This window comes from Paenibacillus sp. 2TAF8, assembly GCF_052114825.1.
In the GTDB taxonomy this organism is placed as follows: Bacteria; Bacillota; Bacilli; order Paenibacillales; family Paenibacillaceae; genus Paenibacillus.
Genome location: NZ_JBFRFN010000003.1, coordinates 108109 through 134781 on the forward strand (window position 1 = coordinate 108109; position 26673 = coordinate 134781).

Consider the following 26673-nt stretch of genomic DNA (forward strand, 5'->3'; position numbering starts at 1 on the left):
CAAGCTGTTCCTCGTTCATCATGCTATTACCGGAGAGATTACATTCTAGTTCACCTTAACTAAACTCCATTGTTGATTCGCTCCGCCGTTATCTTCCCACTGAATGGTGGACGCTCCTGCGTTCATCGATCCTTGATTAATATCGACGGTTAGGCCGCTGTTGCGATTCGCGAAAACTACATATCCGCCTACATCAATTGGCAGCCACTGCTGGTTATAACCTCCGTTAGCTTGCCATTGAATCAGCGCTGCTCCGCCCTGTGTGGAACCGGAATTGACATCAAGCAACAGTCCGCTGCCAACGTTACGAATGTTGTAATATCCGTTGCCTGCAGACTCCAGCTTCCATTGCTGATTGGCTGCTCCGTTATCACTCCATTGAATAATGGTCGCTCCTCCGGCTGATGAAGCCCCATTCACATCCAGTACAAGGCCGCTGTTACGGTTAACAAGCTTGTAAATAGCCCCTGCTTCGTACCCTGTGTTGCCACTGTAGGCTGCACCAGAGATCACATAAGTGGTTACCGAATTTGCTTTAGCCGTTGTTGTGAACTTTTTATTTTGCATTGTTATGTTCGTTAATGGTTGTAATTTCTCCGTCGCAGAAGTTCGATATGCCTGCACGGAGGAGCCTACGTTGGAGAAGCGGCTCAAATCATAGGTTACCGAAGTATCGGTGCTTTCCGAGTTGGTCGTAACGAGTACCACTTTGCCGGATGCCGCATCATACGCTGCAAGGGTATTCGCATCACTCATGCCGATGATTTTGTAACCTGGACGAATAAATTTACTGTAATTCCCCATAACATAGTATTTCTGATTAACCGTATAACTTGTCGTTTTTGTATTGTTGAGCACATTTTTGAAAAATCCCCAGCCTTCCGCACTATCTACAGCCTGCCAGTACACCCAAGCCGTAGCCCCCATGTTGCGCATATCCTTCAATATGATGCGTGACATCGTAAGCCCACTCGCATCCCCATCGCCATATTCCGATGTCCATAAATGTTTGCCTGCTGACGCTGCGGTATTACGCATTGCTGCCCGATTATTGCCATTATACGTATGCGTGTTAATTTGGCTGATCGCTGATTGGACGGCATTACTATAGCTTTTATAAGAGGTATTGGTATCATCCAGATTGTTTTCTTCCGGTGCACTCAGCTTGGTCGTTAGCCCTTTGGCATTCAGAGATGCCTGAACCTGACTTAGAATTGCATTCTGCTCAGCCCGGCCGAAGTGCATCCCCTCCTGATCATTCCCTTGCTTCCACCAATTCGAGATTGGTTCATTCAGTGGGGTCACCGTATCAAATGTAATGCCCCAATGATCCCGGAAATGCTTCACAACCTCCGTCAAATAATCGGCAAAATCATCATAGTAATCCGGCTTGAGATTATTCCCGCCATTCGCTGCACCCGATACACTGCCACTGATTGTCATCCAATAAGGTGCGGAGTTAGCAAAAGCTTCAATGATGTTGACCCCTTGTGCCTTGGCAGCTTGCAGCATGTAACGCTGGTTTGCATCGGCAGTCCAATCGTACACGCCTGGAGAAGGTTGAAAACCAGGAACTGCTTTACGATATTCAAGAACATTGGACGATGGATCATCCCCGCCTCCAATGTTGTATCTCAGAATGTTCATGCCAATCCCTGTCGATGGATTAAACATTTTCTCCACATATTCATCACGATTCGAATATTCACCAACTACCTTGCCCCACCAAGCCAGCGATGTTCCCCATCCCTCAACCGTCTGATACTGTTTCGACGGATCAGCCACAGCTGTATAAGCTCCCGCAGCCGACACTTCTGTCCCTGAACCCAAGCTGCCAGCCAGCAACGTTCCGCTCAGTAGCACTGCACTCATTCGTTTTAACCACTTCATAAGCTTCACTCCTTATTTATTTTAGATAAGCCACTTTGGTGAAAATATTTGGGTACAACCTCAATTAAAATCGTCTGCTGAGTCTTGACTCTTGCCAATGAGGCTATTGAGTAACCTCCCTGAAAGTGGCATCGGATTTATCGAGAGCCGTGACTACAGGGGCCAGCCGTAACACTTGGTCGTAATGCCTTAGATACAGACTTGGATTGTTGAATAAGGAGTACGAAGTCCAGCTTGCATTCGCCAGCCCGTTTACGCGTTTGAATGTCGCGTCATTGCGGAATGCAGCACTACCGTCATTTTTCACCAGCATGATATTGCCATTATTATTGCGCAGGAAATATCCAGGATAATTCATCGCCTCAATTGAGATACCCATCGTATTTGCCAGACCAGGAATGATTCGAAATTGAGCATCCTCTGCCGGACTCACCCTTGAATCAATACGAGCTTGATAGTTATAGTGGCGAATAAAACTGCCCGGTACGTTAAATGATTCGAGCTTGCGGATATCACCAGGCTGACCTGATTCCTTCAATACTGTCATATGGCGAACCATCCCGGACAAACCCGTAATCTCCTGCTTGGCACCCCAACTCTGAAAGTTGTCTGCCGAGTCGCTGTAATAATATTTGTGATCTGCATAACCGTCAAAATAAATTCGCCAGGAACCGTTATCCAGCTGGATCAGTGCCGGTCCTTCTACCCATGAACCCCAGCCGGCCCAATTCCCTGTGCCTTTAAAGGTATATGGTCCTTTCAAGGAGTTGGAGGTGGCATATTCAATGTATTTGGTTGTTTCGTTCTTGGTAAAAGCGTGATACGTTGAACCTGTCTTCACAACAAAGGTATCAATATAGTTGGGAGCAAGGCCTGTAAGCACCGCAGGTGCAGACCAGGATGTGGATGCCAGATTACTGCCCGATGCGGTAATGACATGTGGCTTAAAGTTCTCGTAATTTCCAGGAGAGAGCGAAACGATGATGTTCACACTGCCGTTCGTGTCTTTGAACCATTCCGGTGCCCAGGTATGGGCGATCGGGGCTGTAGTAGTCAGCGTGATATTGCGGACAAAAGTCCAGTTCATCTTGTCCGTGCTGGACGCGATGCCAATTGTATTGCCTGACCAGTTCGTGGTGTAAACCACATAATACAAGCCATCGGTGTGTTTCATGATGCTGGGATCGCGAATTAAATCAGATGCAGGTGGCGTATACGCTGGACCCTTCAGCAAACCGTAATGCTTCGCGTTATATGATTCATAGATATACATGTTGGACTCGCTCGTGTTGGTAAAGGCCGTCATCGTATAGACACTTGTTGTTGCTTTGACTGTATTCGGGAATCCGACAGTGAGAATCGTCAACAATCCTAGTGTGAGTAAAAGTGCGATCTTCTGTATGCCCCACTTCTTATCTGCGCCTTTCCTTTTCTTCAACATGAACCCAACTCCTTATCCTGCATAAGATCATATTGAGCTGCCTTAGGACTAAACGAAGCGTGCTTAAACATACTTACATTAGTCAAGCAGCACCTAACGGTATCTGCTCCCGTCCCATTCACATGAAACATCACCTCCTTTACAAGTTTACACACCATATGCATGCTATGTATACGCTTACAAAAATGAGGTTTATCTTACTTTACGAGCATCGAGATCAAACATTGATACTTTTCTTTCTTAAAAACCACGCATAAATCCCCTCATTCTCATATAAAGCCCATTTGATATAATAATATCTATTAATATTTATCTATACCAAGTTCTGCTGTGATCCAGGTTTATATAAGAATGAGGGAAATCCTTGCGGCCTAAGGCATTCGCTGTTTAATGTTGTTTCAAGCTTGCTCTGCTTCATACATCTTAGATGCATGGCTCTTAATCGATTTCTAATTTTCAATGCTATTCTTACTACTATTATTACAACTATTTCACTTCTAATTTACTTCTATTTCCACATACTGTTTTTAGTTTCTATTTCTATTTCTATTTCTATTGTCCCGCCATAACCCACGGATATCGTGACTTCTCATCCAGCAGCAATCGCACCCGTTCGGGTGTTCTGCCTTCCTCATCAAAAATGAGTAATTCATTCTCTTCTTTCAGCCACGCAACCGGAATTTTATAGTCCTCCTGCGGTCCAATCTGCCAGTATCGGCCCAGATGATGACCGTTCACGTGGATCGTTCCCTTGCTCATACCAGTCAGGCGAACCATCAAGTTTACTTTGAAGTGTTCATCTGTGACGGGCTTGGCAAATCGCCAGCGATACCATACCGGCTGACCGTATGAAGCTCCCGGTGAAATCCCTCCTTGTGTATCATCTGAGAGATCATATGACTCCCATGACATAGGAAGCAATGCATCTGTACCTTCCATTCTCCAATCCTGAAGCTCACCCTCATGAAGATAAGTGATCAGCTCAAGTCGATTCAGTGCTGACCGACTATACGGCATTTCCAACGTATTTACGACTTCAGGCTTCACATAGCCGGACAGATCCAGTGTCTGGAACGCAAACCAGTCCTGATAAGCAGGCATCGGGATTTCAATACCGTTAATACGCAAACCTTTACTCAAGGCCCCCACAAGAACCGCCCGATCCATGCCGTCCATCGTAAAACTTCGGCGGAGCACCGTTCCTCCCTGAATGGAGTTCACTTCATCCAGATGAATAGTTCCTGTTTCTATCTCTGACTCCATCTGCCAATCGCGGCGAATATCCTGTACTTGACCACCAAGGTAGACCGCTCCTGCCACACCTTTACGTTCACCCAGATACGGGGAAAAGTTCAGTCGACCCATGTGCTGTACAAGCATCTGCAGTTTATTTCGTCCCTGAATCACCTGGATCGGAACAGCTGCCGCACCCACCTGACGTACAAGTGCTTGTTCGGCACCGTTCACGATAACTCTCGCAGTATCTTGTAGCTTGGGCAGTACGAGATTCACCACTCCACCCACTGTACTGTCAAAATCACATTCATACAGCATATAGCCAAAGTCCTGACCATACTCGGAAAAATCCATCGGATGCCCGCTCGCAGAGCGCTGCTTAGCCGTTAATGTAACACGTGAGAATTCAAGAGATTTAGACAACACCGGAGCCAGCGGTGCAAGAGGAATCACCCAAGCAGGCTGATCTTTAACTGCAATCGATGCGGATTCAGGCTGTGCCGCCACTTCTTGATTAAAGAACTCACGTCCTGTCCTTGCCTGTTCGCCATCTTGCCAATCACCTAGCAACATCACTGTACGCTCCGAATCAGAGAGCATTCCCTGCACTTGCCCGGACGTCATGACATTTACATCGTCAAAGCCGATGGCATAACGCAAGCTTTGGCGATCAGCCGATTCCACTCGCCATGTGCGATCCATAGTCTCGCGATCCAGGATGATGAAACGAATGGCAGTACCATTTGCCTCCACACGCATTGTTCCCGGCTCCTGAAAGTGAAACAGGTCAAAACGATATGAGTTTCTCGCCAAATCCTGTTCAACCAACACTTGCACCGTACTGTCTTTCAGGATCAAATCCCCTGCGCCCGATGCCTGCTTTGCTCCCAGTTCCAATTCAATCACAGTGCGTTGTCCTCTGTCAGCTGTGATGAACAACGTCAGTTCTCCGTTAATCATTTCATTACCGGATATTAAAGCCCCTGCAGTCAAATACACCTGTTCAGCAATTTGCACGCGATCCAGTAAAGGAACTATCTGTCCCGGATGTATCGATACCGGCAAAGTACGGCCTTCCTCAAGTGTAATGTTCACTGTCTCACGTTCATCCTTGTGGCTCTCTACAAACCAAATTTTCTCTTGATCTGCCTGCCTTCCGCGCACGGATATACCGCCCGGATGCCTTACCTGGATCTGCTCGGACGCAATTTCTTCGGATTCCATCAGCAGTGACCCGAATGCACGCACAAAATAAGACAGATTTTTCGTCACTGCATATTTCGGCGTCACACGTCCATATTCATTCAGCGGAGCATCGTAATCATACGATGTGATCATGAAAATATCGCTGTCACCCAGCGTTCTGCCCCCATATCCACCGAAATTAGTTCCCCCATAGAACATGTAATAACTGATCCCGGTATACCCGGCTTGCAGAATTTCCATGATTCTTCTGTCCAGTAGCGATGCGGTCTTCTGGATTGCCGAAGGCCCTCCCCAGTTTTCAAACCAGCCAGTCCAGAATTCAGTAACAATCTTTGGTGTATCTGGCTGTTTCGTTCGCAAGTTGGCATAATGTCCATCTGCACCAGACCAGAAGTTCGCCCCCTCAATAGTATCTTCGGCTCCACCAACACAAGTAATAAGCGGTACGTCTATCCCTCGTTTCAGTATCCCGTCCCTCAGCGTTGTCATATGTGCGCTTGCCGCCTCATCATCCATCAGATACCCATATTCATTTTCGACCTGGACGAGGATCACCGTACCTCCGACAGACAACTGACGCTTGCGAATAATCGGGATGATCTGATCAAAGTAAAGCTGTACATAATGAAGATACGTTTCGTTATTTTCACGGAATTTTATATTCTCCTTCGTACCCAACCAGTACGGAAAACCACCGAAATCCCACTCCGCGCAGATAAACGGACCTGGACGTGCAATAACCCACATGCCCAGCTCTGCACACAGATCAAGAAAGGCACCGCAGTCGTTATCCCCTTCGAAGGACCATTGTCCCTCCTCCGGTTCGTGTACGTTCCAGGCAAAATAGGTATCGATGCAATTCATGCCTGCCAGCTTAGCCTTCATTAAGACATCACGCCATTCCTCCTTCGGCATGCGGAAATAATGAATGGTCGCACTATTCAGGAAGATACGTTCACCGTTTAGATAAAAGCTGCGCGCATCATACGTCAGCTCCGTTTGAGCATTACTCTTGCTGCCAAGCTTGTTATTCTCTTGTTCCTGAAACAAAAGGGATGTTGGTTCTGTCAACACAATCCCCTCCTTTTCTTTTTTATGAATAAAGGACGCTCTCTATTGAACTGCGAATTTACACGAATCACTCCGATGCCAGAATAACTTGCAGATCGCTGTTATTCTGTGCTATTACTCTGCAGATGGCATAACACCTTCAAGCACCACGGTGGTAATGGAGTTATCTGCTGTAGGCACTTCAATGCCATTGGCATATACCGGGATATCCTCCAGCTTCTCCATATTGCGATCCGGTGATGTCTGGTACACCTGGGCAGAGGTCGTTTTTGCTACATCCCAACCGGTCAGGTCAAATGCTTTGTTTTCTGCAGACAGCTCATTTCGAATCACCAGCACAAGTTTTTGTGCCTTGGCATCATAAGCTGCAAGTGTTCTGCCTTCATCCGTCGGAATGATAACCGCGCCTGGACGAATGTACTTGGTGAACTGAGCCATAGCGTAGTATTGCTTGGTCATCTCATATTGCTCATCACCGTTAAAATTCGCATGGATGAAGCCCCAGTTGTTTTTCGCTCCTTCATCCTCAACGGCCTGCCAGTATACCCAAGCGGATGGCTGCATGACTTTCAGATCAAACATGATCCGGTCTGCCAGCTCCTGTACTGAGGTCATATCCTCATGGTTATGTGGCTCACTGCCACCCGTTCCGTACTCGGACATCCATAGCCTTTTGCCTAGCTTGTCAGCGAGAGTACGCAGTTCTTCCATTTTGCTGCCGTTATACGAGTGGGTATTCATCTGCTTCACTGCATCAATCGTGTCTTGGTCGTACAAGCTGAAATTAAATACGGTCTCATCGATGCTGTTATCGTCTGCGGCACTGATTACCGTGCCGTCCAGCCCTTTCCTTTTGAGCGAGGCAGCCGTTTTCTTAATAATCTCAGCCTGTTTCTCGGTATTGAAATGACTTCCCTCCTGCTGATTGCCCTTCTTCCACCAGTTGGCAGAAGGTTCATTCAGTGGATTAAGGGAGCGAAATGTAATGCCCCACGTATCTCGGTAATGCTTCACCACTTCGGTCAAATAGTCGGCGAACGCATCATACTGATCTTCACGCAGATTATTACCGCCATCCTCAGCCCCAGTGACCGAACCACTAATCGTCATCCAATACGGAGGTGAATTGGAGAAGGCCTCCGTGATGTTGACTCCTCGCTTAATCGCACCTTGCAGCACGGAACGCTGACCTGCATCCGCCTCCCAGTCCCATTTTCCCGGCTCAGGCTGAAAGCCTGGGACATCGCCGCCTGGACGAAGCGCATTCATCTCCGGGTTTTCCTCACCACCAATATTGTAACGAACGATGTTAAGCCCCAAGCCTTTGGCTGGATCAAATATCAGATCCATAACCTCATCAACCTTGCTTTGGTCTTCCCAGCCCCCTAGATCATTTGCCCACCAAGCCAGTGACGTACCCCAGCCTTCAAAATGATCGTATGACTGTTCCAGCTTCAGATGCACCGGATCTTCCTGAAATACAAGTACCTTGGGGGATGGATTCATATAATGATTGATAGCAATTCCTCCTACGGCTACCAAGGCAAGCAAGGCTGTACCTGCAAATAAAAAAACTCGTCTGCCTCTGGAATACCGCTCACGATCCGCCATCGTAGTTTCCTTCCTTCATGATGCATTTGATAATCTAATATGATGTTGGTAATTTGAATACGCCGTTAATGCGTTAAATTTTTGAAACCCATTTCATGAAATCGGTTTCATTAAGAGAAAAACTAAAACCCGTTCCACATGAGGAAAAGGGTCCCATTTACGCCCTCATTATATTTCACACTTCAAGGAAATGTCAACGCTTTCTTTTCCTGAGATACAGACCTACTACCGGGCGGCAGGTCCTGTACTCTGGCGGATAATCAGCCTAGGTTCCAATACAGTTTGTTTCTTCGGTTTCCCTTGGTTAATCAGCTCATGCAGCACATCCACGGCTTGTTTGCCCAGTTGATATGTATTCTGGGATATCGTTGTCAACTCAGGGATTACGGCACTCGCAAGAGGTGTGTCATCAAAACCGATGATCGAAATATCTTTCGGGATCGACAAACCATACTCAATGGTTGATTTAATTGCACCGATTGCATTATTGTCGTTGACACAGATCACTGCCGTTGGCGGATTGTCCTGCTCCAGAAGTTTGGCCATCTCCCGCTTGCCATCATCGATGGAGAAACCACCTAACAACTGGCGTTCTTTCGGTATTTCAAGCCCATGTTCGCGTAGTTTCTTCTGTACCGCTTTAACCTTTACCATCGTGGTAGATAACTCCTTCATTCCCCCGACAAAAGCAATCTCCCGATGCCCATGCTCAAGCAGATGCTCTGCAGCCATAGCTGCTCCAGCTCCCTCATCTGTGTATACCCGGTGAAGTCCACTCTTGGCAATGTTACCGTTGACTAGCACAATAGGCATATGTCTGCTCATATCCATCAATTCCTGTGCCATATTATCTGGACAGACCTGTAAGTTGATACGTCCGCCGAGAAAGATAATCCCATCCACCCGTTTCTCCCGCAAAATAGAGAGATATTCAGACTCACGATTATAGTCTCCTGCTGTGTTGCACAAAAAGAACGTGTAACCAAGTCCGCGGGCTTCATTCTCTGCCCCCCAGAACACCTCGGGGAAAAAGGGGTTCGTGATATCCGGCAAGATGATGGCGATGGTGCCCGTCTCTTTCTTAATCAGGCTACGTGCCTGTGCGTTCGGTTGAAACTGATGTTTCTCGATAATCGACATTATCTTCTCCCGCGTGCTGGCACGAACCGGAGCCGTATCATTCAGCACCCGAGAGACGGTCGATACAGATACGTTTGCTTCTTTCGCAATATCATATATGGTGATCGATGTCATAGGGGGGAAACCTTCCTTTTTTCTCTATTTACCTGCTTATCATACCAGATAAGATATCACGAATGAAATGCATTTCATTCCACAAGCGGCCTAGCGCGTAAAAATCAACAGCCTGCTGTCGGCATTTACCGTTTGCGTGCCGTTGCTCAGTTGAACCAGCGGCGTATCCCAATGGGTATGCCCGCTGAACACCAGCGTCTCCGGACCGGCCTCCAAGGCCTGCCGGATGAGCGGTTCACCCCTAAGCCCAAGCTCGGCGATGCCCGGGCTTTGGTGCAAAAGCAAGCAATCCGGCTGCTGCTTCAGCAGCTTGCGCACAGATTGCAAGTACGGCTCTGCCGGCAGCCGGTTCGGCTTGTCCGGCCTGCCGATGATGCCGCCAAGGCCCGCGATGCGCAGCTGACGCGCCTTGGCGGCACTTGGCGCAAGGCCACCCGGTGGGCGGCCAGCGCCGATGATCGCAGCTGGGCCATCGATGCAATGGATGCCCTCGCTGCGATGCAACCGATGAGCGTCCGCATCATCGGTGAGATCGTGGTTGCCGTGAACGCCGGCAACCCAGCCGAAGGCTGCCCTGAAGGCAAGCCAAACGGGAACCGGATTGCCAGTCGCTCCCCTTTTCCCGCGCAGGGCATACATATCTCCACATAACAGCACACCCGTCTTCTGCGGATCGAGCTCAGGCCACTCCACCTCCATCAGTAGACGTACATAGGCAGGCAACATCTCACCCAAAAGCTTGTCCACAGACTCCGTGTCAGAGGCGGCACCGGACTCCTTCTCCATTACAGGTACAATTCCCTGCAAATCTGAAGCGACAATCAGTGCATCGATGCCTTCTGGCAAGCCATCTAATGTCCCATGATAGATCGGAAGTTGAGCTTGAATGACCTCGCCACCGGGAATCACATTCAAATACGCAAATTGTTCAATAGGTTCATCATTAAGTAGCCGTATTTTCAAATCGCATCTCTCCTTTCCTTATATATTATTTTACCTTCTAATCGGCAATTGTGGTCCATATATTAAATTGTAAGCGAATTCATTGGGAAATAAAGGAGTGTGACGACGCCATGATCATTCAAGTGAGTCCGCAGGCAGAAGCAAGACTGGTTGAACAACTGGGCGACCAGCCGGGCTTTTTCAAGTTATTTTATGATACCGATGGTTGCGGCTGTGATGGTATTACGGTATTGCTAATCTTAAATGAGCGGGATAGCGATGATGTGCCTATTGAGGCGGGTTCGCTTCCGTTTGTGATTAATAAACAGCAACAAATTTACTTTGAATCCTGTTTACGACTGCAATCCGAAAATAACTTCCCTTCCTTCCGTCTGAGCAGTGATTCGATAATTTACGGAAGCAACGTAAAGGTCCATGATCTCCGGGATGTAGCTAATGTAATGTCTGAATCTACGGAATGGCCTGTGAGATAGAAAAAGAATTTTGCCAATTGTAAAAGCCGATCCATAACAACCGATTTATTATCTTTCACAGAAGAAATGGGTACATGTCACGATCGCACTTATTTGAGGATAAATAAAAAAACCTTAATTCGCTTGGTTTGTATAAAACATGCGAAATTAAGGTTTTTTCAATTAACTAACTAATCAATAAATAGATACCTTATCCGAAGGAACCGAAATAGTTGAGATTTCCTCCCATGTACTCACTTCCTCGATTTCTTGAATCGTCATTCTGGCAAAAAAACTGTAGCCTCCAAATCCTGTCTGATCTGTGATTGAATCCTTGTACTCAGAGAATTTTGTTTTTATAAAGTCATGCTTAGAGATATTCAAGTCATATTTAAGCATAATGCTCACTTCAATTGACTCTTTTTCTTTGTTACGTTTGTATTCATCAATGAGTGTTTGGAGTGGCTCCAGAATAACAATACATTTCTTAGTACTAGCATCATTTACTTTATGTTTTTTAAATGTATCTCTGGTTGAATTGTTTTTCTCTGTTTTGAAGTTTTGGAGCACAGGGCCCTTCAATTGTGCTGCTTTTGCCGAAGCAACTGGGGGAATAAGTAAGAGACATAACATAAAGGAGATGAATAATTTACTTCTTTTCCTCACAAGATTCCCACCCTCCACCTCTTTTTTACATAACCTTCCTATACAGACGTAACAAATTGAGAATTGTTTCAATATCCATATAAAATATACCGTAGTTTCTTTGGGATGATTTTTTATCGATACGTACAGATTATTGAACAGCAAGATAATGGTGCAGCTGCTTTTTATCCACCTTATCTACCGAGGTCCGGGGCAAGTTTTTGATAATATGCAACTGTGCTGGACATTTGTAACGGGCAAGATGTAACTTGCAAAACGCTCTTAATTGAGCCAAATCCAAACTTCGACCTTCCTGTAAAACGACAAACGCAACCACTCTTTCTCCTTCATCTCGAAGCCGTTCTCCGATTACTGCTGCATCAATGACTGCCTCATGGCTCATAATGACCTGTTCCACTTCAGCGCAGAACACATTGGAGCCGTTCACAATAACCATATCCTTCAGCCTATCCATTACATACAAATAACCTTCTTCATCCAGACATCCCACATCACCGGTTCGTATCCAGCCTTCAGTCATCGTCTCGATTGAGACTTCAATCTGACGCCAATACCCCTTCATCGTTTGTGGACCTCGAACAACAATCTCACCCGATTCGCCAGTCTCTGCATCTCTACCATCTGTATGTATAATTCGAACCTCAAAAGCTTGTTCCCCCTGAGAAGCTAAGTCGAGGGGACGGCCTACGGAGCGGAGCCGGTGAGTATTTCCCAGATGACTTGAAGGAAAAAGGCGGCTTATCGACATCCCGCATTCTGCTTGTGAGTAGTTGTTCACAATAATTGCTTCGGGGAATTGGGACACTGCATTCCGAAGCGTATCAGGGGATATGATCGACCCTCCGCACCCTATCACTTTTAAACTTCTCAGAGATTTACCTGTAACAGACGCCTCATAAGTAAGGTCACGAAGCAGCTGTCCTACCGTACTGAGGTGTGTAATCCTGTTTCGTTCAACCGCTTCAATAATCCGGTGTACCGACCCGGGATATTCGTCCAGGAACACCAGACATCCCCCGGCTGCCATCGTTGCCCACAATTGAAACTGGCCAACCAGATGTGACAGATTGAGCACAAGTACCCTGCGTCCGATATCATGACCAAAGCCTGCGGAGGGTGTAAGTTGGTTCCAGGCAGCCATTCCCCGGTGCGAATGCATCACCCCTTTAGGCCGTCCTGTCGTGCCTCCCGTATAAATCAATACTGCTGTATCTTCGACACTTTGATTAATAAATTCTGTGGGACGAGTTGCGAATTCCCTCTCCAAAAGTTTTGGTAGCGATCTGGTTATAGTCTTTTCCTCATGTGTTGAGAACCATTTTGGGCCATACGCCAGAAGATCGATTAAGGCTTTAACTTTTTCGAGATGATGTTCATCATGAATAATCATGTGCGGCTCTGCATTTTGCAGTATGGCGGTCAGTTCAGAAACGGTTAACAATGGAGAAGGCACGAGTGGTATAGCTCCAATAGCAACTGCCGCATATAATGCGACCACAAGTTTGGGATTCGGGTCACCTAATAAAGCAAAACGATCGCCAGCACGGAGCCCTTCTGCATAAAATGCATTGCTCATCTTCTCGACAAGTTCATTAAGCTCGCTATAACTCACCGTGCGGCCTTGGTGTAATAATGCTGCTGCCTCTGGATACAGGCTTGCTGCTAATGGTAATCGCTCAGATAAAAACATCGTTTACCCCCAAAGATCTATTTAATATCCTTTTAATCCGAGAAGAATAATTTGGAATAAATTGAAGATATCACATTTCACTCAAAACATCTAGAAATCATGTTTTGTTGATTGATAACCAAACCCTTCTCCGACTTGCAACGTTTATTTTACAAGCTTCCTAAACATCTGTACGATCAAAGAAAAGAGGACTAACGATGAGAAAACGTCATATCCTGTACCAAGCTATTTTCGTACTCATAAGCTCAGTCATGTTTATTTCAGGATGCAGTAGCGGTGAAAGCAGCATTAAAGTCCCTCCACCAACAATTAAGCCTGGGGAAACACAGACTCGCGAATACCTTTCTATTACTAACACCGAATACGTCAATGGGGCAGATTCTACTGATGGAATGAAAATGAATGTGTATACATACGAATTACAGTCCAAAGCTCTCAACAAAATGTCTGACTTGCCATATAACTCTCAATATCCCTTGACCGTGGTTTCTTTGGCCGAGGATACCATCTATTATTCAGGAGATGGCCAAAATAAAGGGGACGAGTTATTCGCTTATAATATGAAAACACAGCAGGTGCAGCAATTAAGCTCTAATTTATTTGCAATTAATGCGATCATCCCGAATGTTACTGGAAATACCTTAATGATGGCTGCTGTGCAAAAAGGAGAACGCCCTGTCAAAGTCATGTTTCTGGATAAAGCCACACATAAAATCTCGATATTGAATGAGCAAGATTCAGATACAACCACATGGGACATCGCATATGATCCAGAAACAGAAAAAGCATACACCATACAATACTCTGAAGAAGAACAATACGAGCAGATGGAAAAATCAAATCAGACCCAAAAACCGATGGTCCCACCAAGTCATACTGTTATCGAAATTGATCCCGTGTCCATGCAAACTCGTACAATCATCAAACTCAAAGATGAACAGATTCTCACTTTATCCGCCAGAGGAAACCAGCTTCTCATAGCAACTGCCAAATACATTAATAAAATGCCCATCGGATAYAGTCTAGTGGATCTGAAGACAGGACAACGAAAGGAACTTCATCTGCCGATCAAGGCCGGTAGTGAATTATTTTTGGACAAAAACGGTAACGGATTTTATTTTCTTGGGGAAAAAGGAAATGGAAATACTGAGCGAGGCATTTACTATTATGATATGAAAACGGACGAGATTGAGACTGTTTTCCTGCAAAAAGAAGGGTTCATCAATAACTTCACGCTGGTATCGGAGCCAGGCAAGAAATAAGAATATCTCCCTTCATTTAATGAATATTCTTATCGTGTGAGCATCCAAACATAAAAACCTCCCAATCCACTATGGGGACTGATCCCTGTCTCATAAACAAGGATTCGTCCCCTATTTTGGATAGGAGGTTTTATGCTTTTTAAGATTCTAAGATTTAGATTTTTATGAGATCATTGAAGTTTTAAAGTTGGGTATACTTCATTCAATCCTTGTTAGCTCGTTTTAAATCGTGCCGATTCCTCAGCCAGCTGTTTTGTCAAAGCATCAATGGTCTGCACCAGCTCCGCCAAATGCTCGGTCATTCCGGACTGCTCCTCCATGGTGGCGGTGACTTCTTCAATGGATGCGGACACTTCCTCACCCGAAGCAGACAAGTTCTGTGCAGCGCCAAGGACTTCGTCTTTATCCCGTTCGATGGATTCGATCTCGGAGGCAATCGCCTGCACCTGATTCATCATATTTTGCATATTTCGCGTTGCAAAATTAAAGGTTTCCTTGGTTTGCATCACGCTGCTCTTATGCTGCTCAGCAATGGCCTCAATGGCCTGTACACTCTGGTTATTCTGCTCAACATGTTCAATCGTCTGCATGACGATGCGATGAATATCTTCGGATTGTGCCGTTGTCTGTTCTGCCAGCTTGCGTATTTCGGAAGCCACCACGGCAAACCCACGGCCCTGTTCTCCTGCCCGTGCCGCTTCAATAGACGCATTCAGCGCAAGCAGTTTGGTCTGATTCGCAATTTCGGCAATGGTACTTGTAATCTGTTGAATACCGGATGAACTCTCTGCAAGTTGAACGGTTATCTTGGAGATGTTATGCACCTCTGCTTCATTCCGATCATTAACGGCGATAAGGGCATCGATCACTTCATGATTATCTCGGAATGCATCGGTAATTTCATCGGCTTTAGCCATGACAGACTGAGACATCCCGTTTACATTTACAATTTTGCTACCCACGTTCATAAATTGATCAACGATCGCCTCAGTATCGTTAGCCTGCGACTCCATCGCCCGGGATATTTCAAGTGCAGTGGCTGTCGTATCGGTAATCGATGTAGATGTCTGCTGTGCAGACTGATCCAGTTCCGCAGTACTTTTATTCAAGACACCAATAGAAGCATTCATGCTTTCGATCAGTTGTCTGTTTCCTTCAGCCATCGTGTTAAAGCTGTCCGCCAGTTCGCTGAACTCCCCACTATATTTCTCCTTCGCCTGTACGGTCAAATCTCCACCGGCAAGCTGTTTAAACAACGTGGTAATGGACGTGACTGGTCTGGTCATCACGCGTGAGAGAAGAATCCCTACAACGATTGAAAAGGCAATGGAACTGAATAGCACAATGTACATTTTGTTCGCCATGCTTGTTAATGGTTGATTGACATCTATATAAGAATCCTCAACAATAATCGTCCAATCCGATTGAGGAATTTTGGAATAAAACACCACTTTCTCGTCCGTGCTTACCTCGCCCTGTTGTAATTCATTACTTGGAGGCAAATCTACAAGAGACTTGTATTCCCCACTTTCTAGCGGTTTCCCTGCCATATCTGCATCTGCCGAGTGATACATCACCTTACCCACCCGATCCAGAACAATAACTTTACCTTCATCGTTAATCTTGACGATCTGCAATTGGTTCACAAAAAATGACGTAGATATCGTGGCAATAAGCACTCCGTTTACTTGCTGATTCTCATCATACATCGGAGAGGCAAAAACGGTGCCCAGTGTACCCAACGTTTTGGAAATAATACCTTCACTGATGACCTGACGCCCTTGTATCGCTTCCTTAAAATAGCCCCGATCCGCGCGATCTCCGCCTACGGTCTTCGGGTCGTTCGCTGCAACTACCGTGCCATTCTTATCAATCAGCATAAGCACAACGGCGCCCTCAATGCCTTCCAAGCTTTGGGCTAAGATATCATTAGATTCATTGATTAGAGTTTGGTTTTCCTCAAAAAAGACATTTGCTTCCTGTCCTTCATTTGCACTCCGTATGGAAAGCAATTGTTCAAAGGCTTTATGTTTGGTCATGAGAAATGCCGCTTGCTTAGACAACTGCAGAGAGGTAAACAATCCTGCCCCAATCCGATCCGAATTGGCATGAATTTCATCTTTACTTTTATCCTGTGTAATACCTTCAGCTATCTTATAACACAGCACAGCCGTTACGGTCAGTACGATACACACGAGAAGACTGATCATTAATGGTAATTTGATCCGAAAAGACATATTCCTCAGGCGCTGTCCTGTTTTTGCAAAAAACATAAATACCTCCACCATCCATCCTCTTTTTGTATTGGCCCATATAATATTTGATATTTTAATATCGGCATTCAGCAAATAATCTGACAGTGTATGGAGCATTTGCACAAAAAAAATTGTAATGATCTAAATTTATTACAAATTGGAATGAATGGTGGCGAATTCAATGAACAGCGATCTCTCTTATCGAAAAGAAAAACAAGCTCCAGCCAGCAGAATGGCAAGAGCTTGTTTGGGGATTGCTATAGCTTCGTAATACGCTGACCAATACGTGGAAACAGGCTAAACGCATTTTCGTAAAACACCTTCTCATGATGCTGTTCTGGCACAAGTCTGCGAACAAATTCGGCATACAAGTCAATGGACGCTAGCGGCCAGTCGGTGCCAAACAGCATTTTCTCATAATGATCCGAGTAGACCAAAGCCCGGCGGAAATGATCCATGAACAGCGGTTCGTTCATAAACCGTTCGAAGTGTGGACGATCCCCGACCACAAGTCCCGATAAATCCGCGTATACGTTAGGATTCTTCGCCACCACCTCGGCTGCATCCATCACCCAGGGATCACCGAGATGGCAGATCATGAAGTTTACCCCGCGCTGTTGCAAGGCAAGCTCGTCCACCGTGAGCGGATGCGAATATTTGAGCAGTCCGTTCATCGAGTAGGTATCTCCCGTATGGATGACTACAGGCAGATTGTATTTTGCCGCCAGCTCATAGACCGGGGTATAGATTTTGTCATACACAAAGTGATGATAGTATCCGGCATACAGCTTGATTCCCGCAACTTCGGGCGATTGCAGTCTGGCTTCGATCCGATCCAGCTCGTCTTGAGCTTGTTTGCCATCCAGTCGGTTAGGGTTAATGCCTACACATTCCATGAGAAACGATGGAACCTTTTCTTCCAGATCCAGCCCCATCGGGTTAGGGGAACTGGAATCCGGGAAGGCTCCCTTCGTCTGCTCGCTCACCCCCATGCCGATGCCAAGAATGACGTCATTTCGGTCAAATTCTGCCTTGAGACCCGCCGCGCTGTAGTCTACTTTGGACAGGTCAATCGCGGTGCGGTGAAAACTGTCGATATCCGATAGATGAATGTGAATATCAATGATGGGCATCGGAGGCCTCCTCTTCGCTTGTCGTTGTTACAAAGTTCAGCTTCAACAGATCATGTATATCCACGGTATGAAGCGGGATCGGCCCCAGCACAAGATAGGTTGGCTCCGTCCAGATGGTTTCTCCGTCTTTAATCGTAAGCTCATGTGTTACATGATGTCCTGTTACCAGATTGTTGGCAAACGCCCAGGCATTCTGGTTCGGGTAACGATTCACCGCATGTAGCATGTTTTGACGTGAAAGCGAGCCCGTCCGAAAAATATCTTTTAAAGGCAGGCCAATGTCTACTTTGCCGAGCGGAAAACGATCTTGACCCGTTTGTTCGATCCAACCCTCTGTATACACATCTGAAGGTTTAAAGAAACGTGCTTCTGTAAGAGTATAATTTGCTCGTGTCAGACCAGACTTGTTGGTCACAGCCAGCAAGGTACAGAGCACGGGAACGCCAGGTAACATCAGATAATGCTGCTGAAAGGTCATTCCCCGGTTCGCTTCATGTTTCTCGATGCGGGTGGTCACCTGTATGCCTTTCCATACGTTGCCGTACTGATCCTTTTGTTCCGACCAGGATAGACTCGTTTGCTCCAATTGGCGGCTAAATCCGTTCATGCCTGGAATATCGACAGCCATCCCGCCATACCAGGGATTCCACCACGAACGAGCGGCAGGTTCAGGATATGAGCTGTTCAGCCACTCTTCTCCCTGAACTTTCAGAGAATGTATAACACCAGCAAATGCTGGATCAGCTGTGATCGATAACACACCATTGTTTACGGTATATAACATTCCTGACCCTTCTGCTCCCTCTTCAATCCCTTGTTGCACTTCAGATCGTGTCTGCGGGAACCAAAGAGACGTTCGTTCTTGAATACGATCCTCTCCACGATAGACACCACGTACTTTCCAGATATTCAAGTGCTCACTTCGGCCGGGACTGTCTGGGGAGTCAGAACGTTGCAGGTGAAGGGAGTCTGCTTGCATTGCCGGGTCCGTTGCTGTTCCAGTATCCCTAGGTGAAAACTCCAGCTTAACCGCATCCAGATGCTCAGTCGCATCGAACTCGATCGTACGAGCTTTAATCTCCGAATCACCACCCTGCTGTACATACAGCTCCAGCGTACCTGCTAGCGAAACAAGCTTACGCTCAACTAATTCAGCCTGAAGTACATCCGCTGCAAATGGATTGCCATCATTCAGTGTCACATCCAGATGACTGTCCAGCATCGGAACAACCCCATTAGGTTGTTTACGAGCGAATGCACGGAAATCCGACCACTTGGCAAACGTATTGAGTGCAAATACCGTTTCCTTCGTGGTTACCGAAGCCCCGGCCTCCAACCGTCCAAGCTCATGCTGTAATGCCAACGTATATTCGGGCTTAATCAGTTTCAGCGAAGGGTCCCAGTAAATTCCGCAAGCACCATACTCCTCCTTGCAAAACAGCCAGTTTTCTGTAATCTGTGCACTATCCCAATGGTTCGGATCACCGGCATAATCATCCCCCATATCCACAAAACGACCCTGATAAGGCAGAATGAGCCCATGGCCGAAGAAACCGAAGTGATCCATCAGGAACAGCTCTTCTTCCCATGCCGTATCACGTGTATTCACAATCTCATGAGAGAACGTAGCAATTCCGTTAGCGGACAGTTTAGCCATTGTCTTCAGCAGCAATCCCGGGAAATTTTCCAATTCATAGACCGCTTCCATAACCTGCTGATTCCCCTCAGCAACAATCTTTACTTCTTTGGCTTCTTTCAGGGACAACTCCTCCGAGTACGGTTTTCCGAGCTTCGGATAATTCCACCAAAAGGAGTGACGCGACCCAGGGTATTCGATCCACATGACGTTATCATGTTTGTTCATATGGAGGGAGAATGCACCGTTCACCACGATCCATTGTCCATTCGCCTCTCCACCATACCTGCCTTCAATGCCTTTCATCAGTACAGACAGTTTTCTTGTAAAAGTAATCTCTGATCCCGCCGCGGGAACAGCCGTAATCTCCACATCCTGGGCGTATATGCCATATGATTGCATTGTAAACGGAACGGACACGGAGCGTTTTCCCTTCGCAGGTACTGTGAAGCGCAGTATGCGCTCTGTCCAGTCCAGAAAAGCATCTGTCGGCAGTTCCATAACAAATTCTGTTTCCGTAGTCACATTGTTTTCCACGTTCAGGATCAGCTCTGCCGGAATACCCGGATACAATTCCTTCACGGGGAGAACTGGCGTAATCTTTGCCGGGAATTTAGGATGAACGCCAAGACGGAACTGAGCCTTCTTCCCGCCAATCAACCAGGCACTGCAGATGACCGGATGCGTTTTGTTCTTGTTCTGTTCTTCGGTCACCGGATCGAGATAAAACTCTCCCTCTACGGTGATGGTTTCGCCTGGCTGCAACGTTCGCGCGACGTCCATAGCAAAACGGATATTTTTGTCATCCCGTCCTTCGATCTCGAACTCAAGATCGGAATCGGATTTATTTTGGATATGATAACGCACGGGATAACTCGAACCAAACACCAGATCATGATGATCTACTTCGGTGTGGATGCTGTAATCCGGCGTTTCGAGAGCGGCCAAACCGCGGCCTGTTTTTTCAAAAGATGCCCGCAGGGAGAGGTCCTCTTTTCCCCACGTATAATCCAAAAAATCGAAGCCTCGCTCCTGCCGTCCATCCGGCTCGATCACCAGTTCACGGGTGCTGTCAGCGTACCAATCTAATGTTTCAAAGTACGGTACCAGCGCCTCGGTCTGCAATACGGTCGGGATAAAGTTCATCAGATGTACGCTGTCGTCTTTTTTCTCCCAAAAGAAACCGCATTTCTTGTACATCGGCACAGCCTTCGTATTGCCCGGCCATGTGAACAGATCCAGGCGCGGCCATCCAGCCTCTACTGTTTTCTCCACTGCCTTTAAGATTAGATTACGTCCAATCTTGTAACCGTGATAGTCCGGACGTACGTTGAGCAGGGGTACATATAGTGCATTCTCGTCAAAACGATAATGGGCAAAGCTGCAAAAGCCGACGACCTCTTCATTATGAACCGCCAGAAATACATGCAAATTAGATGAGTTCTCCATCTCCTGGCGAATGCTATCCTCTGTCCTCTGCCTCGTGCCGCCTCCCCAGCTCTCATTACTTTGGTTCCACATATCTGCCAAGCTAGCGGCATAAGAAGCGTTGTATTCAACAATACGGATTTGATCGATGATCGTTTGTGATTGTACACTCATGTTCAATTCTCCTTCTCTATATGTATAGGATGGTCTTCGTGAACACTAACTGGCCTTCGTCTGATCGCTACTAAACTAACCAGGCCCTGTGTGGCAAATCTAGCGATAGTCTTATCATACTATATTTGGAAACATTTTCAGAGCATCTTCGTCTCATAGATTCATATTGGCTCTAGAACGATTATAAGTAATTAAGAAACCTTAGACTGTAGTCGTTCGTATCTATCTAGGGGCTGTCTTATGCTTATGTATAGGCTAACATATACGGTGGTGAAAGGAAAAATTGCCTTGCCTGTGAGTTTTGACAAGCACTATTCGCCCTTGTTACTCTGAAGAGAGAGATGTGTACTTATATCAAAAATAGATAGATTCGTGGAGGGAAAGCATGACGGAGTGGATCACGCAGTTCATACTGTTCTTTAAGGATTTGTCCTACGCAGGACTGGTTATTGCCTTGTCCTTTGAATTTGTCCCTGCTGAACTTGTTCTTCCCATGGCGGGATATTGGGTATATCTCGGGGATATGAAGCTATGGCTAGCTATATTGGCAGGAACCGTTGGTGGCACATTTGGCCCGTTAACATTATATGCGCTCGGACGTTACGGCGGCAGACCGATGGTGGAGAAATACGGAAAATACTTCCTCATTCGCCCCCACCATGTGGAAGCATCCGATAAATTTTTCGAAAAATACGGCAGCGGGGTCGCTTTCTATGGACGCTTTGTGCCCGGCATTCGAACCGTCATCTCCATCCCTTGCGGTATGGCGAAAATGAACGTATTCAAGTTCAGCATCTTTACCTTCCTGGCCATGCTTCCGATCACATCCATCTACGTGTACCTCGGTTACAAACTGGGCGCACAATGGGAAGAAGTCGGCGAAGTGGTTAAACCGTATGTCATTCCGGCAGGCATGATCTTCCTGATTGGTTTTGGACTGTACATGCTGTTGAAACGTTGGAAAAAAAGACCGGCTTAGACAAGTCAGTCAGTGGCTTGTTGAAGTAAGGGAAGTGAGATGAGTCGGTGAGGTGGTTTGGAGCTCATTCACATATGGAAATAAATTCAAAACCCAAGCGATTGTGTGAAGTGCACCCCTTAGAATAGGCATTGGATTAAACCCCTGGTTTATCCAATGAAATTCTAAGGGGTACATTTTTTATGTCAGCAATTAAAGGTGCCTCGATGGAGAGCTTCTTCTCGCATCTCAAAACGAACGGACCACCATCGACCACAACGAAAACTAAATAAACTGCTTCGGGTAGAGTTCCAGAAGGTCTTTTTTCGCTGTCTATTAAATGGGGTCTTGACCGAGAAAATCGGTGGGGTTTGTTTTGGAAAAAAGAAGAATCTGCTTTAAAGGAAATCCTTTTTGGCCATCAAGTACTTGAATTCTTGATTGACTTTCGTTATATGTTTTTCGTAATCCGTTGCGCAACTCACAAGCTCATAATATTTATGTAATAGCTAACAATAAATTAATTATCAAAAGTTCCTCAAGATACTTTATTTCTTTTAGTTTTGCCAAGATTGTTGAAAAAATTTTCGGATTTTCAGTCAAGATATATTTCATAGATAAATTTTTTAACAAAAGGCACTCATTGCATAAAGATGTAGATTGCTTTGATAACTTCTCGTAGTCATCAGCAGATAGGTATTCTTTTTCTTTAAGATAAGCGATTCTCCTATTCATGACATTCTTGTGTTCCCAAATAATTCTATAAAATCTAAGATCCTTACTTATTTTTATGTCTTCTGAGAATTTAAGTAATAACTCGTCATATACCGCTAATCCAAAAACAGAATCCTTAGTACCCTTGTGTGAAAGGAATGAGTTTCTGGAATCCAGATAGTCTTCCAGATATAATTTAAAAATATGAACATCAAAATCAAAATTGGTATGATATACATACCTAGTAGTGCTACTTGTTAATTCTGGAGTGAAATTTCTTATGAATTTAATTGTTGATTCAGCATTTTCTGTAAAAGATAGTATAAACTCTGAAAAAGTCACAGAATATTGACCAAATACTCTTTCTTTATTATATCCAAGATAATACAATATACTTTCTTTTTTGTTATAACCATATATTAGATTATCATGATGGAAGTGTTCTTTCATATAACTTAACTTATTGGACCAGTAATATTCATCTATCCCCACTTCTACATAATAATTCAAGTCAATATTTTCAATCACGATATCCAAAATGTCTTTATTAAGGGTATGGATCGTATTTTTATTTATATTGGAGTATTCTAAAAAGGGTATATTAGGGTATTTTCCATTATGAGAAAAAAAATCTATTTTAAAATCCTCTATTGGATTTTTTCTATTATTAAAAGTATAAAGTTGAGTATAGTTCGTGTAAAACCAGCCTAAAAATTTTTCTTCCTTCTCTAAGATAGCGAGTGGGTATGCATGGTTTAAAAAAGTTTGTATGGATGGAGTATGAATCTCTAATTTTTTCTCCACGTGTTCACTCCCCTTTGATTTTAACTTTTAACATACCTTATCATGTAACGATAAATGGGAATTGTCAATTTTTTTCAACAAAAACAGTGCTCTTATTTGAAAAGAAACAACTAAAACCTTTTCTCTTTACACGAACGTAAAGAGAGAGGTTCTAATTGTTCCTATAATCTTTCTAATGAAAAACTTGTTCTCAAATAAGTTCCTGCTTTCTTTTCAAATACACATACAACACCACGCCAGACGCCGCACAAATAACTGCACATAAGCCAATAAATCCATATCCAGCCTGAAGTCCGCGCAGCAAGCCGAGTTGAGTGGTAGCTCCATACATGTTTTTCACACCTTCAATGACCCAGCCAATTACATAATTGCCGATGACACTGCCGACCCCCATGAGTGTAACGGTAAACGTAATCGCCGTATCACTGCCGTTCGGGTATCTGCGCGCGATAAAGGCCATTACCGTGGGATAGATCATCGCAATACCTGCGCCCGATATCGCAAAGAAAATCGCCAGACTTTCCCCACCTGCAAGCGCCACAAACGTGCAAACCGCCGAAAAAGCAGAGAACAAGATCAACGAGAGTACAAATCCAATCCGATCCGTCAACGGCCCAAGCAGCAAACGTCCCAGCGAGAACGTCAGGAAGAATGCCGACAATAGCCCCGAGGCTTTAACCGTGTCCCACGTGTAGGCTTTCTCCAGAAAGTTAACGAGCCAGCCCCCAACCGCCAGTTCTGATACCACGCCAAAAGAAAGAATAAGTACCATCAGCCACAGGGCCGGATCACGTGTTAACGTCTTAAGCGAGGTGCGATCTTCATGGGCAAGATCATCCCCCGGAAATTTACTGCGCAGTGCCGCAATGATCGGCAACAGACAGAGAGACAACATCACTAGATACATGCCGCGCCAGTCCAGCAGGTGCCCAAATACGGTAAGAGACATGACCCCTGTCGCCAGCAATGGCGCCACCGTTGAACTGAGTCCATAGAAGAAATGGGACAGGTTCATCATCGTGCCTGTATTTTTCACAAAAATCCGCGCCCCGAGAATCGCCAGCGCAATCTCCAGCATCCCGTTACCGATGTACATGAAGAAGTATGATGACGCAAAGAGCGGATACGTATGCGACACATAGATGAACACACCCGACAGAATCATCGAGGCAAACGAAATGATGCTGACCGCCTTGATGCCCCATTTGCGGACCAGTATAGCGGTGAACGAGCAGGCGATCAGATATCCCAGAGCGTTCAGGGACAATAACGTGCCGAGCTGTTTCTCATCCAGATTAAAGTCGAACTGAATGCGCGGGATAGCTGGGCCTTTAATATTTTCCGATATACCAAATACAATAAATCCAAGAAAGATTGTTGCCAGCTGCATGGCGTACAGCTTGTTAAACTTTCGTTTGTTGCCTTGTGTACTTGCTTGCTGATTCAAAATAAGTTCCTCCATTGTGTCCATATAAGTTGAAGCAAGGATCATTAACCTGGCCACTCCGATGACAGAATAACCTTACAATTGCTGTTATCCCCAGATTTTTTTGAATTCCCTTTTCTAAAGGGAAAATCCGGTGATAAAGGCGACCGCTCCGCTTCTCCAAGTTTTTTCTGTCCTCTCCGTTACTTGTTAATGAAATCGTTCATTTTATATAAAAGAGTTATTACAATTCATTGATCCGAAGAGAGTTCCTTCTTCTGATTAACGTTCCGATCCTTTACCACTGCTTCTCAACTACCTGTATACGGTAGGTCAGGCTTTCCAGCGTTACGGCTACCAGCCCGGTAATATACTCACGCCGGGTGTCGCGGCGTATCATTAGTTCAGGCATATGCTCCTCTGAAATGTGGTGATCTCGGCAGCCTTGTAACAGGTCATCCCGCATCGCGGGGTCCATCGTGTCGCCTGTAACTACAATGTTCGCCGGGTTAATGATTGCAATGATAGAGACCAGTGTCTGTACGACAAGTTCCTGCAATCCGTCTGTCGTTTTCAACATGCGCAGCTGCTCTTCCCGTGACACACCGAATGGTAAAAAGGACACCTCGCCCCCAAATTGCGTATTCCCGGTAAGCGGCCGACCATCGATAATAAAACCTGCCCCCGGAAAATGATTTTCAGGGAACGTCACTACCGCAAAGTTTTTCTCTTCCTCAAATTGCTGTTCATTGTAAAGTCCGTACACGGTCAGATTCATATCATTGCCAATGACCACTTCGATGTCTTCGTATTGCTCTTTGAGTCTTAACCCCAGCGGCTGATACATCAGCTCCGGTACATCACAGATGCCAATCACACCATTGTGCGCCACCCCTGGTATGCCGATTCCGATGGCCTGCACATTGTGATGCTGCTCGATCAGTTCAGCAATCAGTTCCTCGACCACTGTGACATTAATTTCATCCAAAAAAAGAGTCTGTTCGTCTGCCATCTCTCCGTTCAGGTTGGCATATGTATGTGTGATCGAATGAATTCCGCCTTCCGTACGAATAATCAGACACAGTACACTCGCATAGTCCGCATTAAACTGATACCGACTCGCCGGTCTGCCCCCGCTGGACTCATCCGGGCCCAGATCAATGATCTCCCCCGTCTGGAGTAATTCGTTCAGAATTGTGCCGCATGTTGCCACGCTAAGTTTGGTCAGGTTTGCGATGGAAGCTTTCGTGCCTACACCCATCGACCGTAGTGTATTTTTTACAATTTCAACGTTAATGCGTTTGACCTGTTGGGTGTTGTGGGATGTGGGTAACATCGTTTGTTGTGTGCCTCCTTTCGTTTGTATGTGTAAGGGTGATCATGTATTCGAGAAAGTATTGGAG

General features: G+C 45.7%; 17 protein-coding genes. 3 read left to right on the forward strand and 14 right to left on the reverse strand.

Annotation, left to right across the window (positions count from 1 at the left end):
- Positions 1 to 45: 45 nt before the first annotated feature.
- The 6 genes from AB4Z30_RS06295 to AB4Z30_RS06320 all read right to left on the reverse strand — a co-directional run bounded on the left by AB4Z30_RS06295 (position 46) and on the right by AB4Z30_RS06320 (position 10672).
- Positions 46 to 1890 carry an RICIN domain-containing protein gene (locus AB4Z30_RS06295; RefSeq protein WP_441924410.1) on the reverse strand — a complete coding sequence of 615 codons (1845 nt, stop codon included), beginning with the start codon at positions 1888 to 1890 and terminating at the stop codon, positions 46 to 48.
- 103 nt (positions 1891 to 1993) lie between these two features.
- Positions 1994 to 3331: an AbfB domain-containing protein gene (locus tag AB4Z30_RS06300; protein WP_441924412.1), complete on the reverse strand. Its 1338-nt coding sequence runs from the start codon at positions 3329 to 3331 to the stop codon at positions 1994 to 1996.
- 552 nt (positions 3332 to 3883) lie between these two features.
- Positions 3884 to 6844 carry a beta-galactosidase gene (locus AB4Z30_RS06305; RefSeq protein ID WP_441924414.1) on the reverse strand — a complete coding sequence of 987 codons (2961 nt, stop codon included), beginning with the start codon at positions 6842 to 6844 and terminating at the stop codon, positions 3884 to 3886.
- Positions 6845 to 6958: 114 nt separating this feature from the next.
- Entirely contained in the window at positions 6959 to 8455 is a 1497-nt protein-coding gene (locus AB4Z30_RS06310; RefSeq protein WP_441924416.1) for a glycoside hydrolase family 30 protein, read from the reverse strand.
- Between the two features lie 225 nt (positions 8456 to 8680).
- A complete protein-coding gene (locus tag AB4Z30_RS06315; RefSeq protein WP_441924418.1) occupies positions 8681 to 9709 on the reverse strand; it encodes a LacI family DNA-binding transcriptional regulator in 1029 nt (342 codons plus the stop codon).
- A gap of 90 nt (positions 9710 to 9799) precedes the next feature.
- Entirely contained in the window at positions 9800 to 10672 is an 873-nt protein-coding gene (locus tag AB4Z30_RS06320) for a metallophosphoesterase family protein (RefSeq protein WP_441924420.1), read from the reverse strand.
- A 110-nt stretch (positions 10673 to 10782) separates the two neighbouring features.
- On the opposite strand from AB4Z30_RS06320, the gene AB4Z30_RS06325 reads away from it, so the two are divergent.
- Positions 10783 to 11145: an iron-sulfur cluster biosynthesis family protein gene (locus AB4Z30_RS06325; protein WP_441924422.1), complete on the forward strand. Its 363-nt coding sequence runs from the start codon at positions 10783 to 10785 to the stop codon at positions 11143 to 11145.
- A 174-nt stretch (positions 11146 to 11319) separates the two neighbouring features.
- Here AB4Z30_RS06325 and AB4Z30_RS06330 read toward each other — a convergent pair whose 3' ends face one another.
- Both AB4Z30_RS06330 and AB4Z30_RS06335 read right to left on the reverse strand, forming a co-directional pair.
- Entirely contained in the window at positions 11320 to 11790 is a 471-nt protein-coding gene (locus tag AB4Z30_RS06330; RefSeq protein ID WP_441924424.1) for a hypothetical protein, read from the reverse strand.
- Between the two features lie 130 nt (positions 11791 to 11920).
- A complete protein-coding gene (locus AB4Z30_RS06335; protein WP_441924426.1) occupies positions 11921 to 13480 on the reverse strand; it encodes a class I adenylate-forming enzyme family protein in 1560 nt (519 codons plus the stop codon).
- A 197-nt stretch (positions 13481 to 13677) separates the two neighbouring features.
- On the opposite strand from AB4Z30_RS06335, the gene AB4Z30_RS06340 reads away from it, so the two are divergent.
- On the forward strand, positions 13678 to 14742 hold the full coding sequence (locus AB4Z30_RS06340) for a hypothetical protein (protein WP_441924428.1): 1065 nt from the start codon (positions 13678 to 13680) through the stop codon (positions 14740 to 14742).
- Positions 14743 to 14954: 212 nt separating this feature from the next.
- On the opposite strand, the gene AB4Z30_RS06345 is transcribed toward AB4Z30_RS06340, so the two are convergent.
- The 3 genes from AB4Z30_RS06345 to AB4Z30_RS06355 form a co-directional block, all read right to left on the reverse strand.
- Positions 14955 to 17015 carry a methyl-accepting chemotaxis protein gene (locus AB4Z30_RS06345; RefSeq protein WP_441924430.1) on the reverse strand — a complete coding sequence of 687 codons (2061 nt, stop codon included), beginning with the start codon at positions 17013 to 17015 and terminating at the stop codon, positions 14955 to 14957.
- 239 nt (positions 17016 to 17254) lie between these two features.
- On the reverse strand, positions 17255 to 18130 hold the full coding sequence (locus AB4Z30_RS06350) for an amidohydrolase family protein (RefSeq protein ID WP_441924432.1): 876 nt from the start codon (positions 18128 to 18130) through the stop codon (positions 17255 to 17257).
- Positions 18117 to 21368 (reverse strand): GNAT family N-acetyltransferase, encoded by a 3252-nt coding sequence (locus AB4Z30_RS06355; protein ID WP_441924434.1) that lies wholly within the window; start codon positions 21366 to 21368, stop codon positions 18117 to 18119. Before AB4Z30_RS06355 ends, AB4Z30_RS06350 begins: the two co-directional genes overlap by 14 nt.
- 385 nt (positions 21369 to 21753) lie before the next feature.
- On the opposite strand from AB4Z30_RS06355, the gene AB4Z30_RS06360 reads away from it, so the two are divergent.
- On the forward strand, positions 21754 to 22347 hold the full coding sequence (locus tag AB4Z30_RS06360; protein WP_123062763.1) for a DedA family protein: 594 nt from the start codon (positions 21754 to 21756) through the stop codon (positions 22345 to 22347).
- Between the two features lie 477 nt (positions 22348 to 22824).
- Here AB4Z30_RS06360 and AB4Z30_RS06365 read toward each other — a convergent pair whose 3' ends face one another.
- The 3 genes from AB4Z30_RS06365 to AB4Z30_RS06375 form a co-directional block, all read right to left on the reverse strand.
- Entirely contained in the window at positions 22825 to 23844 is a 1020-nt protein-coding gene (locus AB4Z30_RS06365; RefSeq protein ID WP_441924436.1) for a hypothetical protein, read from the reverse strand.
- Between the two features lie 190 nt (positions 23845 to 24034).
- A complete protein-coding gene (locus AB4Z30_RS06370; protein ID WP_441924782.1) occupies positions 24035 to 25234 on the reverse strand; it encodes an MFS transporter in 1200 nt (399 codons plus the stop codon).
- Between the two features lie 334 nt (positions 25235 to 25568).
- Positions 25569 to 26606, reverse strand: coding sequence for an ROK family protein (locus AB4Z30_RS06375; protein ID WP_441924438.1), 1038 nt, complete (start codon positions 26604 to 26606; stop codon positions 25569 to 25571).
- Positions 26607 to 26673: the final 67 nt, after the last annotated feature.

What these genes read in the sequence shown, in the direction of transcription:
- AB4Z30_RS06295 (WP_441924410.1), bottom strand. Translation starts at nt 1,890, where the DNA reads ATGAAGTGGTTAAAACGAATGAGTGCAGTGCTACTGAGCGGAACGTTG.
- AB4Z30_RS06300 (WP_441924412.1), bottom strand. Translation starts at nt 3,331, where the DNA reads ATGTTGAAGAAAAGGAAAGGCGCAGATAAGAAGTGGGGCATACAGAAG.
- AB4Z30_RS06310 (WP_441924416.1), bottom strand. Translation starts at nt 8,455, where the DNA reads ATGGCGGATCGTGAGCGGTATTCCAGAGGCAGACGAGTTTTTTTATTT.
- AB4Z30_RS06315 (WP_441924418.1), bottom strand. Translation starts at nt 9,709, where the DNA reads ATGACATCGATCACCATATATGATATTGCGAAAGAAGCAAACGTATCT.
- AB4Z30_RS06325 (WP_441924422.1), top strand. Translation starts at nt 10,783, where the DNA reads ATGATCATTCAAGTGAGTCCGCAGGCAGAAGCAAGACTGGTTGAACAA.
- AB4Z30_RS06335 (WP_441924426.1), bottom strand. Translation starts at nt 13,480, where the DNA reads ATGTTTTTATCTGAGCGATTACCATTAGCAGCAAGCCTGTATCCAGAG.
- AB4Z30_RS06345 (WP_441924430.1), bottom strand. Translation starts at nt 17,015, where the DNA reads ATGTTTTTTGCAAAAACAGGACAGCGCCTGAGGAATATGTCTTTTCGG.
- AB4Z30_RS06350 (WP_441924432.1), bottom strand. Translation starts at nt 18,130, where the DNA reads ATGCCCATCATTGATATTCACATTCATCTATCGGATATCGACAGTTTT.
- AB4Z30_RS06355 (WP_441924434.1), bottom strand. Translation starts at nt 21,368, where the DNA reads ATGAGTGTACAATCACAAACGATCATCGATCAAATCCGTATTGTTGAA.
- AB4Z30_RS06360 (WP_123062763.1), top strand. Translation starts at nt 21,754, where the DNA reads ATGACGGAGTGGATCACGCAGTTCATACTGTTCTTTAAGGATTTGTCC.
- AB4Z30_RS06370 (WP_441924782.1), bottom strand. Translation starts at nt 25,234, where the DNA reads ATGCAGCTGGCAACAATCTTTCTTGGATTTATTGTATTTGGTATATCG.
- AB4Z30_RS06375 (WP_441924438.1), bottom strand. Translation starts at nt 26,606, where the DNA reads ATGTTACCCACATCCCACAACACCCAACAGGTCAAACGCATTAACGTT.